This is a genomic window from Sphingopyxis chilensis (genome assembly GCF_035930445.1).
Lineage (GTDB): Bacteria > Pseudomonadota > Alphaproteobacteria > Sphingomonadales > Sphingomonadaceae > Sphingopyxis > Sphingopyxis chilensis.
The window spans coordinates 1,370,541-1,389,177 of record NZ_CP142394.1; the positions used below are offsets into that span (position 1 = coordinate 1,370,541).

An 18,637-nucleotide genomic window follows, 5' to 3' on the forward strand; every position below is an offset into this window, starting at 1 on the left:
GCAGGGATTCTGCTGCTCCTGAATAAAAACGACCGCAGACGACGCACGGCTTTGACTGCAAGCGACGCGCCTTTTAGATTATGATCTACACCGCGCCCGCATCCATATTGTACGGCTAGGTGCAATGGCGCCGCCTGCGATCTTCGACTGGCCGCCGACCGGATGACGCACCGATCGATCGTCTCGATCCAACATCTTGGTGCCAGAAAAGGAGCGGAAGCTGAAATGAACGGGGATCTGTCGTGCGCTAGTTGGACCGTGCAAACAGCCAGTGCCGGATCGCGAGGGGTGCAGCGCGGAGTCTTGCTGTGACGATCGAGCAACTCACCCCGAGGGAGAAAGAATGCCTTCGGCTGCTGCTGACGCCCATGCGCGCGAAGGAGGTTGCGCGGACGACCGGCCTGTCGGTCAATACGGTCAACGAGCATCTGAAATCCGCGCGGCGAAAGTTGGGAACGAGCGACAGTTGGAGCGCTGCCCAGCTGTTGCGGGCGCTCGAGAACCCCACCAAAAGTTCGGATACCAATAAATCAGGATCGCCGAGGCCATCCATCGTCACCCAAAACCACTCCACCGATACGTCGGCGTTCGAGCCGGTGGTGGTGGAGAGATCGAGTGTTCTTCCTTTCGCGAAGAAAGGCAGGCCTTGGAACGATCTCAGCTTCGGATGGCGCCTCGCATGGCCGTTTCTCCTCTTTGGCGTGATTGCCATCGGGGCAGGGGCAATCATGGCAGTCGCATCGGAGCTCTCCCAGCTGACCATCGCCCTTACGCGCTGACATCGGACTTCAACCTAACGACGGCCTGCGTGCCGCGGGGAGTTCAAACGATGTCCTTTGTAGAGAAGCGCCGTGTTCAGATACAACGCCATGAAGTCGCGGACGAGATCGTCTCGCACCTCCAAACCTTCGAGATGGATCTCGGGCGAGCCCTGTCCAGCGGTTCGGCCTTGATCGGCTTGCTGCCCAGCGCCCGGACTCGGGCCAATCTTTCCGGCGCGGCAGGCACGGAGGTGATCGGTGATTTCGTCGCTTCGATCGCCTTCATCAGCCAGGCGATGGGCAAGGCGACCAGCGGCCATCACAACCTCGACGATCTGCGCCGCGAACTGAAGATTCCCGAAACCCTAGGTGGCGACAAAATCCCTCTTCCCTCATGGACCGAAGGGCTGGCCGAAGGGATAGCGGAAGAACCGGGTGCAATTGTCGGTTGACCGAGGGGCTTCCAATGCCGACTGCACGACTTGATGGTCAGGTTACTGATATTCAACGCCCTTTATGCCTTCTCCAGCCTCTTTGCGCTTATACGCGGAGGGGCTCCGGAAAGAATTGGGGCAATCATCCTGATCGCGGATTTCCAGCTCAGCGCCTGGGTTGTCGCTCCGATGCACAGCCGCTTCTCGGGCGTGGAATGGCCGATGTTCGCGGTCGATTCAGCCGCTTTCGCCGCTCTTTACATCCTCTCTCTGATCTCCACCCGCTACTGGCCCGCCTGGATGGCAGCCATGCAAGGGTGCGTTGCCTTGTCGCATCTTTCGGGACTACGTCTGGACATTATCCCGTGGGCCTATGGCACCGTCGTCGCTGGTTGGGCCTATGCGATGTTGGTTGTGCTCATTATCGCAACGTGCCGTCACAGGCAGCGTCTTCGGCGGTATGGCGCGGATCCCGCATGGTACTGGCAACTCCCTCCAGCCTACCGGTGCGGTGCGCCGTATGACGCGACCCGTGAGATGGGAGGAGATGGCACCGCATGAATTGCGACGCGCCGCTCGGACGGACATGGGAAGTGTTCCGAACAACGTGGCATGCGATGAACGTGTCATAGCCCCGCTTGGTGACACCCGTACCTTAGCCGCTTTGGCGGCGCCGCGGCTGTCGGCTTGGCAAGAACGCAAGGCCGAGGAACTGATGTCGCATAATCTTTCGGGTTCTGCAGATGTCAAAGACATTGCCCGCAGCTGCCGTATCTCAAGGGGGTACTTCGTCAGCGCCTTCAAGGTGTCGGCCGGAATTACCCCGCACCAATGGCTGATCCGTTCCCGACTTCAGCGTGCGCAGGAGTTGCTCCTTTCTACCGATCTGTCCCTTGCTGACATCGCGCTCGATTGCGGCTTCTATGACCAAAGCCATTTCAGCCGCGCCTTTGCAAAGCGATTCGGCGTGCCGCCAGGGAAATGGCGTCGAGCACGGCGTGCCGCATGATTGAAACGGCTGATCTCAGCCATTGTGCCTTTGCAGCTCTAATGCTGGGTGAGGCGGCCGGACGTGCTGCATGGAAACCAGCTTAGCGGGTTCCCCTCGCAGAGGTCGCTGCGCGAGCAGACGTGGCAAACCGGCTCTTTTCGTCGCGACAACCTTATCCGATTGGTTCTCTTTCAAACGTGTAATGGCCGCATTGCGCCTGATGTCGGCCGTTCCGACCTTTATCGGTGTCTACACAAAAGCGGTCGTTCGATCGACACACGGACCAGTGGCTTGGCGCCCCAGGTCCGTCATCCGACTTGAGGAATTTCGATCTCGAAGGCGGTCGTACATTCATCGGCAAACAGATCGTTGAAGTTCCACAGGCGCAACTTGATCCTCGGCACGACGAAGAGTCGCCGCGGCACTAATCGAGCGGGGGGGAGGGCGCTAGAACGCCTCGTTACCTTCTCGACGTGCCCTGATACGTCCAAGTTCGTCACCGAATGCGACGCGGCCCTCAGCTACGACACGGCGGGCGATGACGTCTCGGCTGCATGCAGAACCTCCCGGTTATTCCAAAGATGACGTCAGAAGCCGGCCGCGATAGTTTTACTTTCATTTCACTCGCTTTTACCAGTTCTCGGGATGCGCTATGCCACCTCTGGTGAGCTATGGAGGGGAAAACGATGTACCCAGTCAGTCTAGGTTACGGGGTCGCCAAACAACGCATCAATAGCCTTTTGGGTAACGGGCACGATGCAGAGGCGCTTGTCACAACAGCGTTCACGGTCGAGAAGACGCTTCGAAGGACTTTGCGCCAGATCATCGTGTCGGCTGGATTCAAATCCATCATCGCAGACAAAGTTATCAGAGGCCACGGGGGGCTGCAAAAGCTCAAAGAAGCATGGGAGCTCTACGATCCGAAACACCGGCCCCTGTTGTCGATCATAGCCGTTGCCGACTGGAGTATCTTTCAGACAACCTCAACCATGCGTAATAAGATGGTTCACGGTGAGCGCGTGTACAATCTCGCCGATTGCCGAAAACAGGCCATCGATGCACTGGCTGCGCTGGACAGGGTAAAGGCAGCATTTGATGCCGAGTACGGCTACAGCGGTTGGAACACCCACTCCGCACGCCGGTCTAGTCATCTCCATAAAGACCCCAAAATCACCTGGACCTTGTAGTGACACTATCTGTCGCTATTCGACCGTATAAAAGGGGTTCTGACTTACCGCCAGTCGTTAATCCCTCCGGCAAGTCCTCAATTGAACGTGGAGATTAGTCCACGATTTTCATCACTTGTGTCGCCATCGGCAGTGTTTTTTTGAGTGCCTCTAATGTCAATCCTTCGGCTTCCAACTGTTGTTGAGCCTCCGCGCGCCACGCCAGATCACCCTCACCGGGAAATACACCCTTGAGCGTCCGAAGTACGGGTATCGCTTTGTTCGTCCAAGTCACAAAATCGGTGAGTGACCAAAGACGCACCCCATCCAGTTGTGGGGCCGCTCCTTTTTTTGCCTGAACGCAGGGAGTCACAAGTATGGGCACCAGGTCCATCGCTTCTGTGCCGGCGACGTTGGCCTTAATCCACTTCGGATGACTCGCTGCCTGCCGAGCCTTGGTGGCTCCAAAGATGGTCGTGTCCTGACCATCGGCATGGTCCTCAAAAACTACTCCGAGCTTTTCGCCGAGCCACCAAGGGTCGGGCGCGGCATCACTGTTGTCATTGCCGGCTGTAAATCCGAGTAGAGTGCCAAGATCAACGTGGGCAGATTCAAAAGTGTTGGACTGCGCTAAGCCAGCTAATATCTCCGATACCTTCTTCTCGAACTTACTGTTGTTTACCGTTCCCATCGCGAGAAACTGTTTTTCGATCAACTCGACCTGACGTATTGTTTCAGCACTAATTTGGACAGCCTCGGCTGTTTCTGAAACTCCCGATGTTCTCGACAGATTGTTCAGCCATGACACGGCTGGAGCCGCATTTTTGGCCTGTCCAAACTGTTCCTGAGCAGCTTGTGCCTGAGGATCGCCTGCGACTGTTGACAGTCGGTGAGCTGCCGAACCTGCAAGATAATGCCATAGAGCGCGATACCCTCGCAAATCAGGGTGTTTTAGATGGGCTAAAACGGTGCGCGCCTCTGTCAGAGCAGTTGCGAAGTCTCCATTCCACAGCGCGTTTTGAAATCCCACCTCGTGTCTGACTACAGCTGCTAGCTCGTCCATCGCCGGAAACGCAGATTGACTGAGTTGGAAACTGCCATTGCGTATCTGTTGATCCGCCCCAGCCCAACCAACATTGTTCTGCATAAACATGTCGAAGTTGTCGAGGATGTCGGTCGCCGTCACATTTGTTGATTGGTTCACGCCGAAAGCAAGTTCAGCTTGAAGCTCGGGATGGAAATACGCCCATTTCCTGCTGTCCGCTAGAAAATCCACAAGTTCTGTGCCGGTAACAAATACCGCCGACCGATCCTGTAATGCGCGCGTGCACCGGCCAGCTGCCTGAAGGACGCGAGTTTGTATGCGCTCGTTGTATAGTGCGGCTGCCCCCATTTTTGACATGATGAACTGCTCTTGAGAATTCATTGCTCTTGGCAATCCATCAAGGCACAGCAACCGGCATTCATCGCCAGGAAAGTCGATCCCATCATAGCGGTTTGCCAAAATGGCAACAGCCAGCGCGGTTTGGACGAAAGGCGCTTTGTCAGCTTCGATATGATCCTTGTTGAAAATTTGGAAACCAGGGAGATTCGAGGCAGCATTCGCCGTATGGGCACTAGCGCTTGGCGTGGACGGAGTGAGCACCACTGACCGGCCCGCGCGCTTTTGCATATCGTTTCGCAAAGCATCTGTTTCATCACCCGTCAGTGATAAACTTGGGAAAACAAAGAAGCGGCGCCCAACGCCGGAACTTTGAAAACCAACAGGCGCCGGCAAACGATCTATATTTGTTCGACCCATCAACCGCTCTAGGTCGCCACCAGCGCCGAGCGTCGCTGACATATAGATACGCTGCTGCGCTCCCGTGAAGGAGGCGTGCGATATCGTTGGCGGAATAAGTGGGCGGATGAGAATTTCTCGTGAGCCGAGATAAACGTTGCATGCTTGGAGGTGGGTGCGAATAAGCGACCAAGGGAAATACAACTCCGGGACAGAATAACTGACGTGCGCGTCAATCACTTCGGCCAAATTTTGAGCGAAGCCGTCTAGTTTCGGCGTCGGAATTTTTTCGACCCACGACGCGTCATCCGGTCCCTGCCAGTCTCCGGTTAAACGCGCATATTCTTGAGGTGTTATATGAGGCCGAAAAAACTCGGCCAAAGCGGTATGCAGTGGAGTATTGGCGCTGATTTCAAGCGACCACATTTTTGCGATGTAGTTTTCCGCAGCGTGGGCATCATCAATTATGATCAGATCTGGATTTTGAAAAAATGGATTGCTGTTGAACAAGCCCGAATAGGTGCTGATCGCAACCTGCGCACCGGTCAAATATGCCGTGCGATCAGCAGGATCGAAACTGTCCTTGGCTCCTGAGAGATCGACGACATCAATGCCGTATTGTGAACGCGCTTGCGAGACGGTTTGCCGTACAAGTTGCTTAGTCGGACAAAGATAGACGGCTCGATTGCCCAGCTTGATCCGGCGCCAATCCGCAATGAGCAAGCCGACGAGGGTTTTGCCGCTTCCTGTCGGAAGTTGCAGAGCGACGTCACTCTTACCCTCTAACTGCGCCGCATACTGTTCGAGTATGACCTTCTGATGCGGCATGACATCGGGGAATTGTCGCTTCGTGAGCGTCTTAAAATGCGCAGCCGGGTCAGAAGCGGCCGTAGTTGCGAAGATGTCTGTTTTGAATGCCATGATGGTGTCTGAACTTTGCCGATCGTTTTATTTTCGTTTTGCACTCAATCGTTAGAGTGTGTTGAGATTATGGCCATTTTGCCAAAAGTCGGAAGCCAGAAACAAGGCTTTCACAAATGAATTGCATGGCCTTAAACTTGGACGGCCCGCGACCTCGACAAGCGTGGATGCCACTTCTGCTTCCAACTCTCTCGATGCGGAGACGGAGCCGAGAGACGGTCGCGGGGGCGCGGGCACCTCGTCTCGCTATCAACCGCTCGGAGTCGTAGATGGGACGCCTTCTGCATTGTTTCCTGTCGCAGCTTTTCGGGGCTGGCCGTTTTTCTGGACTTGACCAGCGATGCTCGGTCAATCGTACTGCATGGTTTTCGGCCTTCTATTCGCCGCGGAGCCAACTCATCGGAACCAGCTTGATACCGTCTCGCCACCGCTGCGCGGTCGCATCCGTGAACCAAGGCTCAAGCAACTCGACGTGATCGGCAACGATAATTTGCATCGCTCCTCCAAGTGCTTCGCAATAGTTGTAGAGCTCGCGATAAAGGCGTGCGACGGCTGCTTGATCCTCATCTTCGTCTGCACTGATAACGCCTGCATCCCTATCAGGCGGATAGTGAGCTTGGGATGGCTGATCGAGCATCAGCAGCGCCGGAACTGGACGTTTGCGTGCTCGGAACAGGCGATGCAGGGCGAGATGGGCCGCAACATGGTAGCCGACCCAGTTTTCACCGCTGCCGATTTGGGAAAGGGCCAGCGCCCCTTCATCGGTGTCCGCGACCACGGTCAAGTTCTTCCGATCGAGACGGAGCGGGTTATCACCATGCTCCAGCTGCAGTGCTTGCGCATAAGCGGTAAGATCGCGGCCAACGAGGCTAAGGGCGGTAGCGATGCGCTCATTGAGAGCTTCGGGGTCGAGCGCCTTTTCGAGTTCGGCGACCTCTGCACGCCCGCGCGCTACCGCAAGACGCAGGCCATTGTCTTCCTGAATGGCTTGCACATTCTCCAGATAGTAACCGATGCGGCCAGCAACGCGCGCCTGCTCTGTAAATAGATCCTGCTCGATCCGAAGACGCTCATTGTCCGCTATCCGGGTGGCTATGTCCCGCTGCACGGTCCGTTGCTGTTCCTCGAGTTCGGCGCGTTGTACTTCAAGCGAAGCAATATGTTCCTGGAGACGGGGACGATCCCGGCTGACCGTTGTAAGCTGCTGACCGACGTGACGAAGCGATTCCCGAATCTGCGACACGGAGGGGACTGCAACCGCCAGCTTGCTTTCGCACAAAGGACAGGACTCATGTCCTTCAGCCTCGGAGGCGATTAAGCCGATAGAAGCCAGCCGAGCTTCTTGTGCCCGGGCCTCCACCGTAAAATCGGTCGCTTCACGATCAAGTCGAACGAATTGCGCATGTTCCTCTCGCAACTCCATCAATTGACCTCGGATCAGGCGCCGGCGATCCTCTAAATCGGCCAGATCGGAGGCGGCATCATCGGTTTTCGCATAATGAAATTCGCGCGGTGCTGAGGCACCCCGCAAGACACCTCTCAGCTCTTCCGTTGTCTCAGGGAAAACGTCTGCTTCGACCAATCCAACCTTTTTGGCACCTTGCAGGAGCGCCTCGGTCGCGGTCGTCGCATTCGTTGTAAGGGCGCGTAATTCGTTGAGATCCTTTTCAAGCCTTCTCAATCGCGCTCGGGCTTCATTGTACCGACGTTGCTTGAGATAATAGTCTTCTTCCATGGCGCCGAGAAAGTAAGGCAGCGTGTCCTTGATTGCGACGGGTATATGCTGCTCGCCTTGCCGATGAAAAAGCAGCCGGCGATTGGCAATTTCGTCTTGGGCCTGGAGACTGAAAAATATTGCCTGGCTCGCTGACGCGGAGAGTGGCACGCGGGTTGCACCGGGTTCCGGTACATACAGGTTTTCGGCGATCCCCAAAATCTGCGAGAGGTGCGATCGTAGCGCAACTGCGGTAACGTTCTGTAGAAAATGCGACGCCGATGCCGGCAACTCGTCGATGTTTCGCTCGAAATATATATGGTCCGCCCCGCGGCCGCCAGGACCCGGATTGTGCCGGGCGATGAATATGCCTTCGCCGTCATTGTCGAACAGAACGGCAAACCATTTAACCGAGCGTCGGATTTCACCCTCGGCCACTGTGCATTCGTCACGACCCCAACAAAAGTCGACTATATCCAGAAGGGCCGATTTGCCAGTCTTGGAAGCGCCCGTGACGATGTTCAGACGCCCAAGCTCGAACTCGACTTCCCGTCGTTCGCCCGTGTGCGAATAGATAGCAATCGCACGAAGCTGTAAGGTCATGGTTGGACTCCCATTGCGAGGAGGATGGAATTGGGATTCGCTTGGTTAGCGAACCAACGGCCCAGCAGGCGGGCGGTTCTTTGCATCTCTTCAACTTCAGTCGACGTCGACGTACGTTTCGAGCTCAGACGAAGTGGTGTCTCTCCGAGAGCCAATCCTCTCGGGGAAATAGCCAATGCCTTATGTTGTGTCAGGAACAGAAGTGCCTCACGAGTAACCGGCCTGAGGGCTAAGACAGTGGAAGGTATTTCGCTCAGAAGCACCTCATGTTGTGCTGCCCATGTTTCGAAGGTCGTGTTTGACTTTCCGGGTAGTGCCCGCCGCGTGCCCGGTGGCAATGCCAGCGGCAGAATGACAAAAGCTAAGGGCAGCGGAAAGCACCTGTCGATTGAGCCGCAGTAGGCTTTGACGGATCGCGCAAGAAGTTCGCCACAGAAGGCGGGGTTGTAAAGGGCCGCCTCTTCCGGTGGGCGGTGTTCCCAATCAATTTGCCACGCAGTCGCCATGTCAGTCCTTTTTACCAAATAGCGTAGCAAAATCGCGGTGCCAGCCGACGCGGACGTCATCAGCCAGAATATGGTAAGACCCCACGTTCAGAAAACGGTGAGTAGCTGTGCGGAACGGAAATCGCGCGTCGGTTTCGACCCAATGATAGAGCGTCTGTCCTGCCTCTCGCAGCGTGGCGCAGTCGGAAGGGGCCTTGGCGTTGCTGTCACACATGACGCCGAATCGAGGTTCCCATTCTTCGATGAGACGCGATTCGAAGCGGGCGATTTCCCCGTCGAACACAGCATGCTCGCGTGTCCATTTGGATCGCTGCGCATAGGCGCGATAATAGTCGCGCTTAGCCCAATGCATTCTCGCTTCGGTCGCGCCGACTGCTTTGAGCTGCTGGATGAATCGGAAGCCATCGTAGGATGCTGTCTCTTCATCGGACGGGTCGGCGTGCTCGAAATCGATCGCGAGACTTTCGCGTTTCAGCATCTCGCGGATATCGTCGAGCTTCGCTTCAATCTCTCCGATCGCAACTGCCCCGGGGGGGTCGCAAACGAGTGCCGAACATATCCGGGGCCACCACCAGCCCTCCAGCATCTCTCTCGCCTGTGCTGCCTTTCCTTTCGGCGCGAACAGCCTGAGATGCTCCTCGATCTCGGCCCCTAGATCGCTCAGCTTTTGCTGCCGCCCAAGCACTTCGACCGCGCTGAGCAACGAGGCACGCATCTCGGGGATGAGATTCAGGAAGGCTGCAAAGGCTGCTTTAAGCTCTTTGTTGGCAGAGGCGTTTGCTATTTCCGTCAAGAGGGTTGCTGCTGACTTCGGGTCACGCTTTTTTCCAGCGCCGTAGGCAGACGACGGTAATAGCATGCCCGCGGCCGAGCCTTCAGGAACCTCGGCCGTTGTGATCAGTGCCAGGCGTGTCCTTGCAGGAATAGACGGGTCGTTCTCGACCGCTTCGGCCCAAACGCGCAGAGTTTTCCAAAGATCAGGACTGGAATCTGTCAGGTTGGCTACGCGGTTGATGTGGTGCTTTGTTTGAAGAAGTTCGAGCGGCGCGCCATCCAACTCGAACGCCACGTCGTCGAGCCGTTCAAGGGAGACTTCGACGTTGCTGTCCTTATTTACATAGGGCAGCGACAGGGCAAGCGCCATGCGCGCCTGATATAAATAACCTGCTGCCGAGGGCCCCGCCCCGAAGTTGTTCTTCGCTGTCATTCGCCCCTCGGCCTTCACTCTGGCATAGTTCCGTGCGGAGGCAAACCTCCCGTATCGGTGTACCAGTGACTTTGGTGCAATATAGGATTGCCGCTCCGAACAGAACGTCCGAATTTCTTAGGGCACGTTCGAATATTGACCGATCGCAATCTGATAGCCTTCAATTGGGGATTGGACGTGTAGCCTCAAGCTGAAGACCCTGAGATTTAGGCCTGCTCGGTCGTATACCATCGACAATTTCCGCCATCCATCTCGTAGAAATATCTTCCACTCTGATAAAACTCGCAGTCTCCGCCATCCATCTTGTATAGATAGCGTTGATCAGCTCCTGACCTATAGTGGGTGCATTTCCCATCCATTGAATAGAGGTATTTACCCGAGAAATAGCCAAAGGCTTGCCCGCCGCTCATCTCATACAAGTATATCGTGTCCATTCAATACTTCCTCTTGAGCTATACTCGGCTTTGCCCAAAGTGCGCTTTGCATGATGGGCAGTTCCATTTCCCAAACACGTCGAACGGCGGATGTTGTTGAGCCACTCGAACGCGCTGGTGCCTGGTATCAAAGCAGTTCGTACAAAAGCGCCCGTCAGGATCATCCGAGAAAGCATACACGCCTTCAACCAAGCTTGGCTTCCCTAATTGTCGTGCCTCTAGTTTTTCGATCAACTCCAAATTTTTCGATCGCAAGTCAGCCAAATCCACTTTTAGGCTTGCAGCCTCCAGCTTCGCATCGCCAAGTTCGCTGGATAAGTCAGCAAGCAACATTTTAAACTCCGCGTTGTCGACTTTCTTCGAAAGTTCACGGAGCTTTTTGACGACTTCAATCGACGTTTGAATTGCAGCGACGATATCTACCATTGCTCGCTCCAGGTTTTGGTCCACTGCGATGGGCACTGTCGAATCCCATCCGATTGTCCGTCCCGCCGTCGGATCAGCTTCCCAGATACTCCATCCCGTCGGCTTTCGCCAATTCGCATCCGAAAGTCGAAGGACCGCTAGCGGCCATGAGCGGGGGCGCCCTGAACCGCGACAGCCGGTTATTCCGGCGGTCTTCGGGCGCCAATCAACTCCAAAGCCTCAGTCACGATTATCTTCAGTTCATCGCTATCGACACCCTTTTTCGGCGTCACCTCTGCGTCATCCCCATGATGATTGTCGCAGGTCGAAGCGTTCAGAAAATCGAGCTTGTCCCTAACAGCGCCCGCGAGCGGGTGGGCTCCAATGTAACTATCAATATCTCGAACAATTTTGCCGAGGTTTCGGTTGTGCGGGAAATAGGCGGTGTAGGACCGCCGAAAATGCGTTTCGAGGACCTGGCGAACGTGGAGGACGACGTCGTCGGGGTCGCCTGTGCTATGGTCCGAATAGGATGCGAGTTTCTCTATCCGGCGCGTATGGTCCGAGGCGCAGAGGTCTGACAGGCGGACGTGTTTCGCGTCGGACCATTGATCACCGTCGCTATAGTCGATCTGGTAGGTCGCGGTGGACGTGCCGGCGCAACGCTTCTCAACGTCGCGCAGGAAATATTCGTCATGGGAAAGGACGATGAGTTGAAGGCACCTTCCGCAAAGCTGCTTGATCGCCTCGACGGTCTTGCCGCGGCGATGGCTGTCATGACTGGAAAGCGGATCGTCGAAAACGACCACTTTGCTCGCGAGGTTGCCGTCATGGTCGAGCTTGGCGAGAAAGAATGCGAGCGCCAGGGTCGTCTTGTCGCCGGTAGAAAGTGTGTTGCGAAAGCTCGGCATCGCGTCGGCTACACGCCCTCGGCCGCGAACAATCTGCTCTCCCCTTATCAGCAAGGCATAATCGGCTTGTCCGGCATTTCCGGCCATGCTGTTCGTTGGACGCGTGATGCGAGCCCCAACCCCAAACTGTCCGAGATAATGGTTGACCCGTAGATGATAGTGGTCGGCAGCGGCCTCGTTTGCGGCCTTCAAGGCCGCTTGTGTCTTGGTTCGCGCTTTTTTGGCGCGCTCATCGCTTCGCTTGGCCGCTAAATAGGCGTCTACCCGGCGTTGGACGCCCGGATCCTGCGTCCTTGCTATGCGGCGCCGGGCATTGATCACCGACTGCCGGGCGGCGTCCACGCTCATTGTCGCTGCGGCTGTCGCGCCTTTCGAAGCCAAATTGATCGCGTCGACGATGACATTGTAACCCTCGAGCGCGGTCTCGGCGCGTAGCATCGCGCCGCCCAGCGCGGCCACCGCGTCGAGATCCTCGATTATCTCTAGGGGCGAGCTTCGCTTTCGCTCGAGCAGGGCCTTGGCGTTCGCGTGCGCTTCGCCAAGGTCGGCAGCCAGCGTCGCCAGTCCCGGCAGGTCTGCATCGACGCGGATATACTGCCCCCATTTCTTCGCAAGTTCTGCATTTTGCGCGATGCTCGCGATTATCGCCGAGCGCGCTTCATCCCCCGTCGCATCGTCGAGAACGTCCATGGCCTCGCTGATCCTGGTCATGTGGTTCTTATATTCTTCCCCGAAAATTTGTCCGTAGAGCGTCACGAACCCAAGTTCGTCGGCATTCTCGCGGCCGCAGAAGGGGCATGCGTCGTCCTCGATATGTTCAAGGCCAAAATTGACCCACGCCTCGCCATTCTTTCCCAGCTTAAAATGACGAAAATGCTCGGCAAGCCGCGCACGGGCGGCGGCATCGATGGTAGGCACCGTCGCTGCCATTATTTTGTGAAGGTCGGACGGGAGCGCCGGCAACGCGATCTTGTCGAGGCTCGCTAGCAAGGCCAGTTTGTCGGACTGCTGTACAGCCTTTAGCGTTTTTTCCGCCTTGTCGAGCCGCTGGGCATAAGCTGGATTTGGCGCTAGCGCGAAAAATTCGACTTGGTTGATATCAGTCGGAAGGTCGTCCTGTAGGGCAGTCTCCGCATCCTTCAGCCGCGTCGCGGCATTTTTTGCATGGCCGTTAAAGCGGCGGAGGAGATTGGCGAGCCGGACGCCATCCTCGCCTATGATGACCGAGAAGAGCCCGCGGTCGTGGTCGAGTTCGGTCATTTCTCCAGCGAAGATATTATCGGCTATGAACGTTGAATCGAACACTTCGATCGTTGCGCGCTGATGCGCCCAGCGCCCGTTTTTGAAGCTCTGACTTCCTCCACTCGAGACAAGCACTATCTCGGGATCGGCTGCATTGTTGCCGAGCGAGCGACGCGCCATAACGGTTGTCGAACACCCATCCCGCGCTGCGCGCATGACGGCTGTCAGCGTGGATTTTCCACGGCCGTTGCGAGCGTAGAACAGAGAAAGTTCCGAGAGCGGTGGAGATGCTCCGGCATCGAATGCTTTCAAAACGCCAACGTTTCGGATGACTATTTTTTGATACATCGGCCGCAGGAATGAAGGTGCGTATCAGACAAGTCAAAGGGTGAGTTATGATCTCGACAACTTGTCTCAAAGTGATGCGTCATTGGTACGATAAGTTACGCAGACTCTAATATTCCGATTTATGCGGGCGGCCATACGCAGGGACACAGGTTGAAGCGATCTAAGCCCATCGAGATTTCGGCTTTGGCGAATGTCGGCTTTTCGTGATGTTCGTCCAAAAGGAGACCGTCTGAGAACGGCCAGTTTTGATTTAAAAGGTCGTGCTACATTCGCGGCCCGTGGGGGCCTCCGGGGCCTGGCATTCCGGATGGCGGCCCGCTCGGCGGCGGGCCGTTGCCGCCGGTGCCACGCGCCCCTCCGCTTGGCGGCTCGCCCGGCAATGAAATACCGCCAGCTGGCCCGCCCGCAATGCCGAGACCGGTCGGGGCGGGAGGGCCATAGACGGGCCGCAAGCCGCTATTCGATATATTGTCTGGGCCGGTTTGCGCGAGCCTGCCTTCCTGAGGGCGGGCTTCGCCGCCGGTGGCGGGCGTGGCTGCGGGGGGCGCTTCCTCTGCAAGCTCGACTGGCGGATCGACCGGTGCGGGAACTGTCGCAAAGCGCTGCGCGGGTGGTGCCTTTTCGCGGCGCGTCGGCGCAGCTTCCGGTGCCCCGGCGGGGGGCGCCGCATCTGCCAGCCGGGACGGTGCACGCGGGTCGGATTGCGGGACGGTCTGCGTCGGCACGTCGTTTGCGAATGCAGGAGACTTGCCGGGCCGGTCGCGGAGACCGGCATAGACGCCGACCGAAAGAAGTAACGCGGCGGCGATCGATGCCGCGATGACATGGCGCCGCCGAACCGGGTGCGAGCGTGCGGGACCGGTCGCTCGCACCGGCGGGGCGAAGGAAAGGGGCACGGGGGCGGGGGAGGGTGCGCTATCAGGCGAGACGTCCGCAATTTGCGGCGCCGCCGTCGCGCGCGCCGTGATACGGGCGGCGAGTCCTTCGGGGACCGGCGGTTCGCCAAGGCACGACAATGCGCGCGCCGCGAGTTCGTCCTTGCGGGCGTCGGGGGCGCTCATGCCAGAAGCTCCAGATCCTCGGCCGCCACGCCCATCTTTTCCAGCTCTTCCCTCAAACTACGCCGCGCCCGGAACAGGAGCGACTCCATGGCCTTCAGATGAAGGCCGAGCATCTCGGCCGCAAGCAGGTTCGACAGGCCTTCCAAATAGCATAGCACAAGCGCCGCGCGATGCCGATGCGGAAGCGCGCCGAGCGCCGTCTCGATCACATGTTCGAGCCCGCGGATCGCGAGCTGGCGTTCGGGGCTTGGCGATGGATCCTCGACGTCCGGCATGTCGCTGTCCGGGACGATCCGGAAACGGCGAAGCCGGTCGAGACAAAGATTGACCGTGACGCGCTGTAGCCAGGTCAGCAGTCCGCCGCCGCGAGGTTGCCACTGCGGCGCATTCTGCCACAGGCGGGTGAAGCAGTCCTGCACCGCGTCCTCCGCTTCCTGCGCGTCGTACAGCAGGCGATAGGCGACGCGATAGAGGCGACCGCTATACTGTTCGACGAGTTCGGCGAAGGCATCGACATCACCGCCGCCGATGCGCGCCATCAGCGCATCGTCGGGCGCCACCGCCGCCGCCGGCTCGATACCTCGATCCTGTCCGGCGAAAACCGAGAGATCGGCGGTGGGAGTCAGGGATTGCTGAAAGGACACCGGCAACCCGCCATTTTCCGAGGGAACTGATGTATTCGGGCTATGGCCCGTTCGATGAACGGCAGATGTATCCGCAAAAATATTTGAAGAGCCGCGAAGGGTGGCGAGGCCGACGCCGTTTGTCGATCGATGACGATGTCCTGCTCGAAGCCCTATCGGTCCCCGCCAGCCCGCGGGTCGATGGCGCGCGCATCGTCGCCCCTCATCAATCAAGGATATGGCCTATGAAATTGAGCGCCCTACTGGGTTCGAGCTGCGTCGCGTCATTGGCGTTTGCCGCCGCGCCGGCGGTCGCCGACACGACCGTCACCGGCGATAGCGCCACGCCGCTCGTCACGTCGAGCGCGGGCGACGTCGCCGTCCAGAAGGACGCTGAGCTTGAAGTGGCCGCTGGCGCCGCGATTACAATCGACAGCCACAATGACGTCACGATCGAGGATGACGACAGCGACGATAGCGACGACGAACCGGGCCAGGTGATCGCGGGCGAGGATGATGGCGCGACGGGCATATTGGTCGAGCCGGGTGTGACCACGACCATCGCGAACGGCGGCACCATCTCGGTCCTCGAGGATTTCGAACCCGAGGATGAGGATGCGAACGGGATCGCCGATGGCTCGCTCGCATTCGCGAGCGGCCGGTACGGCATCCATGTCGCAGCGGGCGGAACGGTGACCGGGACGATCGAAAACACTGGGACGATCACGGTCGAGGGACTTGATTCCGGCGGTGTCGTCGTCGATTCGATGCTCGACGGGTCGATGGTCCAGGATGGGACGATCCGCGTCGTCGGCGACAATTCGGTGGGCGTGCGCACCGCCAACGTCACCGGCGACGTCGTGATGGAGGGAACGACGACGGTCACCGGGCGTGGCGCCACGGCGCTCGACATCACGGGCGACGTCGGCGGCACCGTTCGCCTTCAGGGGATAGTCGGCCAGACGACCTCCTTTTCCTATGACGACGACAGCACCGTCTACCTGTCGCGCTTCGATCTGCGGCTCGGCGCGCCGGCGGTGTCGATCGCCGGCAATGTCGATGGCGGCATCGTCGTGGCGGTGCCACCGACCGATACCGACGACGAGGACGACGACGAGGATGGCGACGGCATCGACGACAGCGAGGAAGGGTCGGGCACGGTCTATTCTTTCGGCAACGGTCCCGCGATGCAGATTGCGAGCGATGAGGATATCACCATCGGCGCGCTGGCCGCCAGCGACGGCGGCTATTCGCTGCTCGTCGAAGGGTCGGTGACGGGAACCGCCAACTATAGTTCGACCGACGCCTATGGCATCGTGATTGGCGGCAAGGGCGGGACGGTCGACCTGCCCGGCGGGATCGGCGTGACCGGCACCGTGACGGCGACGACGCAGGACTCGGCCGCGACGGCACTGTTGATCAACGAGGGTGTGACGGTGGGCTCGCTGTATAACAGCGGCACGATCAACGCGACGATCAATTCGCAGGGCGAGGGTGCCGCCTATGGCATATTGGACCTGTCGGGAACACTGACGACGATCGAAAATACCGGCTACATATCGGCTGTGGGGTCGAGCACCGACATCGTCAACGCGATCAACCTGTCCGCCGCAACGGATGATGTCACGATCACCCAATATATGAACGAAGACGATATCGCGACGCGCGAGGAGGTCGAAGCCGATCTCGACGAAGGCGAGAGTGACTCGACGGTCTACACTTCGATCACCGGCAATATCGTCACCGGATCGGGAAATGATACGATCGCCGCCAACGCCGGCTGGATCGTGGGCAACACGACGTTCAACGAGGGCGACGACAGCCTGCTGCTCTCGGGCGAAGCCTATTACAACGGCAAGGTCTATTTCGGGGACGGCGCCGCGCTCGCGGCGCTGTCGAACGAGGCCTATTTCACCGGCACGCTCGATTTCGCCGGACTCTCGGGATCGTTGACGCTCGCCGACGATGCCATCTTTTTCGGCACCATTGCCAATGGCGAGGCTTCATCGATCGTGGTCGACGGCGGCACGTTCGGCGCCGATGGTGTCAAGACCTTCACCGTCGGTTCGCTGACGATCGGGGCGGGCGGAACGCTCAACGCCTATATCGACGGCGATACCGGCACCAGTTCGCTGATCCTCGCTGACACGGCGACTTTCGAAGCCGGCGCGACCGTCTCGGCCACGGTGAACTCGCTCGTGGGGGCGGAGGGCAGCTATGTCATCCTCAGCGCATCGAATATCGAAGGCGACCCGGTTTTCGACGAAGCGACCACACAGCTTCCTTATATTTTCACGGGTTCCATCAGCGTCGATGCGAACGACCTGATTCTCGACATCCGGCGCAAGACTGCTGATGAGGTCGGGCTGACGCGCGCGGCGGCGAGCGGTTATGACGCGATTCTTACCGCGGCCGAGAATGACGATGTCATCGCGCAAAGCTTCCTCGATATCGAGGATGGCGAGACTTTGCAGGCGCAGGTTTCGCAGATGTTGCCCGATCATGCAGGCGGCCCGTTCGACAGCGTCACGCGCGCAACACGCCTCGTCGCGCAGCACGTCATGGATCGCGATTCGCAGTTCGACGTCACGGAGACGGGCGACATGTCGGTCTGGCTCGAACCCGTGATGTGGCGCACCAACCGCGATGCGACCGGAACGAACAGCTACAAGACGAGCGGCTGGGGCATGTCGGGCGGCGCCGAATGGCTGACCGACATTGGCTATGTCGGCGGCTCTTACGCATGGCTCGGCGGGGAGGTCGAGAATAATGGCGGCAGTCAGACGATCGACACCTCGCAGCACGACCTCGGTCTCTTCTGGCGCACGGGCCGCAACGGGTCTTTTTATGGCTTTGCGCGCGTCGGCGCCGCGCGAACATCATTCTCGAGCGAACGCAATGTCACCGGAGCCGCTGATGACAGCGAGTTCACCTATACGACCGTCGGCGATTGGAGCGGATGGCTCTTCTCCGGGATGGGCGGGGCGTCATACAATTTCACGCCGACCCGTCGCCTGTCGATCCGGCCGAAGGCGGTACTGGAGTGGTACCGGCTGAGCGAGGGCGGCTATACCGAAAGCGGCGGCGGCGAGGCGATCGACCTTGCTGTGGCGAAGCGAAACAGCTCTGCCTTGAGCGGCATCACGAGCCTTGCGGTTTCCTATGCATTCGGGCCTCCGCGCCGCGATTATCACCCGCTCACGCTCGAACTCGAAGGCGGGCGGCGCAGCGTGCTGTCGGGCAAGCTCGGCGCAACGACCGCGAGTTTCGCGGTCGACGATGTCGCCGGGACGCCGTTCACCATCACGCCCGACGCGATTGACGATGCCTGGCTCGGCGAACTGCGGCTGTTCGCCGGCGGGTGGGACTATACCTGGAAAATCGCCGGCGGCGTCGAGAAGCGCCAGAATAGCGACCTTGGCTATTCGGGCCGCATTTCGCTGAGCGTCGCCTTCTGACCGCGCGGCCGCCGGAACCCTTCGCGCAGGGCGCAAAAAAACTTTTGCGCCCTGCGCGAAGGGTTCCGGAAG

General features: G+C 58.6%; 13 protein-coding genes. 6 read left to right on the plus strand and 7 right to left on the minus strand.

From position 1 onward, the window contains the following. Window positions 1–308 precede the first annotated feature (308 nt). The 5 genes from VSX79_RS06120 to VSX79_RS06140 all read left to right on the plus strand — a co-directional run bounded on the left by VSX79_RS06120 (window position 309) and on the right by VSX79_RS06140 (window position 3,373). On the plus strand, window positions 309–779 hold the full coding sequence (locus VSX79_RS06120; protein WP_326914809.1) for a helix-turn-helix transcriptional regulator: 471 nt from the start codon (window positions 309–311) through the stop codon (window positions 777–779). 50 nt (window positions 780–829) lie between these two features. Continuing rightward, a complete protein-coding gene (locus VSX79_RS06125) occupies window positions 830–1,213 on the plus strand; it encodes a hypothetical protein (RefSeq protein ID WP_326914810.1) in 384 nt (127 codons plus the stop codon). Between the two features lie 33 nt (window positions 1,214–1,246). Continuing rightward, complete coding sequence (locus VSX79_RS06130) at window positions 1,247–1,756, plus strand: hypothetical protein (RefSeq protein WP_326914811.1); 510 nt, start codon at window positions 1,247–1,249, stop codon at window positions 1,754–1,756. After that, window positions 1,743–2,204 carry a helix-turn-helix transcriptional regulator gene (locus tag VSX79_RS06135; protein ID WP_326914812.1) on the plus strand — a complete coding sequence of 154 codons (462 nt, stop codon included), beginning with the start codon at window positions 1,743–1,745 and terminating at the stop codon, window positions 2,202–2,204. Before VSX79_RS06130 ends, VSX79_RS06135 begins: the two co-directional genes overlap by 14 nt. 668 nt (window positions 2,205–2,872) lie before the next feature. Continuing rightward, a complete protein-coding gene (locus VSX79_RS06140; RefSeq protein ID WP_326914813.1) occupies window positions 2,873–3,373 on the plus strand; it encodes a hypothetical protein in 501 nt (166 codons plus the stop codon). A 94-nt stretch (window positions 3,374–3,467) separates the two neighbouring features. On the opposite strand, the gene VSX79_RS06145 is transcribed toward VSX79_RS06140, so the two are convergent. The 7 genes from VSX79_RS06145 to VSX79_RS06175 all read right to left on the minus strand — a co-directional run bounded on the left by VSX79_RS06145 (window position 3,468) and on the right by VSX79_RS06175 (window position 15,128). Beyond that, a complete protein-coding gene (locus VSX79_RS06145; protein WP_326914814.1) occupies window positions 3,468–6,053 on the minus strand; it encodes a DEAD/DEAH box helicase in 2,586 nt (861 codons plus the stop codon). Window positions 6,054–6,429: 376 nt separating this feature from the next. Further along, window positions 6,430–8,370, minus strand: coding sequence for a DUF3732 domain-containing protein (locus VSX79_RS06150; RefSeq protein WP_326914815.1), 1,941 nt, complete (start codon window positions 8,368–8,370; stop codon window positions 6,430–6,432). Further along, a complete protein-coding gene (locus VSX79_RS06155) occupies window positions 8,367–8,876 on the minus strand; it encodes a three component ABC system middle component (RefSeq protein ID WP_326914816.1) in 510 nt (169 codons plus the stop codon). Before VSX79_RS06155 ends, VSX79_RS06150 begins: the two co-directional genes overlap by 4 nt. Window position 8,877: 1 nt before the next feature. Further along, a complete protein-coding gene (locus VSX79_RS06160) occupies window positions 8,878–10,083 on the minus strand; it encodes an ABC-three component system protein (RefSeq protein ID WP_326914817.1) in 1,206 nt (401 codons plus the stop codon). Between the two features lie 452 nt (window positions 10,084–10,535). Beyond that, window positions 10,536–10,943, minus strand: coding sequence for a hypothetical protein (locus VSX79_RS06165; protein WP_326914818.1), 408 nt, complete (start codon window positions 10,941–10,943; stop codon window positions 10,536–10,538). A 179-nt stretch (window positions 10,944–11,122) separates the two neighbouring features. Then, window positions 11,123–13,423 (minus strand): AAA family ATPase, encoded by a 2,301-nt coding sequence (locus VSX79_RS06170; RefSeq protein ID WP_326914819.1) that lies wholly within the window; start codon window positions 13,421–13,423, stop codon window positions 11,123–11,125. A 1,057-nt stretch (window positions 13,424–14,480) separates the two neighbouring features. Next, window positions 14,481–15,128, minus strand: coding sequence for an RNA polymerase sigma factor (locus VSX79_RS06175; protein WP_326914820.1), 648 nt, complete (start codon window positions 15,126–15,128; stop codon window positions 14,481–14,483). Between the two features lie 224 nt (window positions 15,129–15,352). Between VSX79_RS06175 and VSX79_RS06180 the strand changes: the two genes are divergently transcribed. Beyond that, window positions 15,353–18,565 carry an autotransporter outer membrane beta-barrel domain-containing protein gene (locus tag VSX79_RS06180; protein ID WP_326914821.1) on the plus strand — a complete coding sequence of 1,071 codons (3,213 nt, stop codon included), beginning with the start codon at window positions 15,353–15,355 and terminating at the stop codon, window positions 18,563–18,565. The last annotated feature ends 72 nt before the right edge of the window (window positions 18,566–18,637 follow it).

Excerpts from the sequence above, each read along its gene's own strand:
- VSX79_RS06125 (WP_326914810.1), top strand. The coding sequence starts at position 830 with ATGTCCTTTGTAGAGAAGCGCCGTGTTCAGATACAACGCCATGAAGTC.
- VSX79_RS06130 (WP_326914811.1), top strand. The coding sequence starts at position 1,247 with ATGGTCAGGTTACTGATATTCAACGCCCTTTATGCCTTCTCCAGCCTC.
- VSX79_RS06135 (WP_326914812.1), top strand. The coding sequence starts at position 1,743 with ATGGCACCGCATGAATTGCGACGCGCCGCTCGGACGGACATGGGAAGT.
- VSX79_RS06140 (WP_326914813.1), top strand. The coding sequence starts at position 2,873 with ATGTACCCAGTCAGTCTAGGTTACGGGGTCGCCAAACAACGCATCAAT.
- VSX79_RS06145 (WP_326914814.1), bottom strand. The coding sequence starts at position 6,053 with ATGGCATTCAAAACAGACATCTTCGCAACTACGGCCGCTTCTGACCCG.
- VSX79_RS06150 (WP_326914815.1), bottom strand. The coding sequence starts at position 8,370 with ATGACCTTACAGCTTCGTGCGATTGCTATCTATTCGCACACGGGCGAA.
- VSX79_RS06155 (WP_326914816.1), bottom strand. The coding sequence starts at position 8,876 with ATGGCGACTGCGTGGCAAATTGATTGGGAACACCGCCCACCGGAAGAG.
- VSX79_RS06160 (WP_326914817.1), bottom strand. The coding sequence starts at position 10,083 with ATGACAGCGAAGAACAACTTCGGGGCGGGGCCCTCGGCAGCAGGTTAT.
- VSX79_RS06165 (WP_326914818.1), bottom strand. The coding sequence starts at position 10,943 with ATGGTAGATATCGTCGCTGCAATTCAAACGTCGATTGAAGTCGTCAAA.
- VSX79_RS06170 (WP_326914819.1), bottom strand. The coding sequence starts at position 13,423 with ATGTATCAAAAAATAGTCATCCGAAACGTTGGCGTTTTGAAAGCATTC.
- VSX79_RS06180 (WP_326914821.1), top strand. The coding sequence starts at position 15,353 with ATGAAATTGAGCGCCCTACTGGGTTCGAGCTGCGTCGCGTCATTGGCG.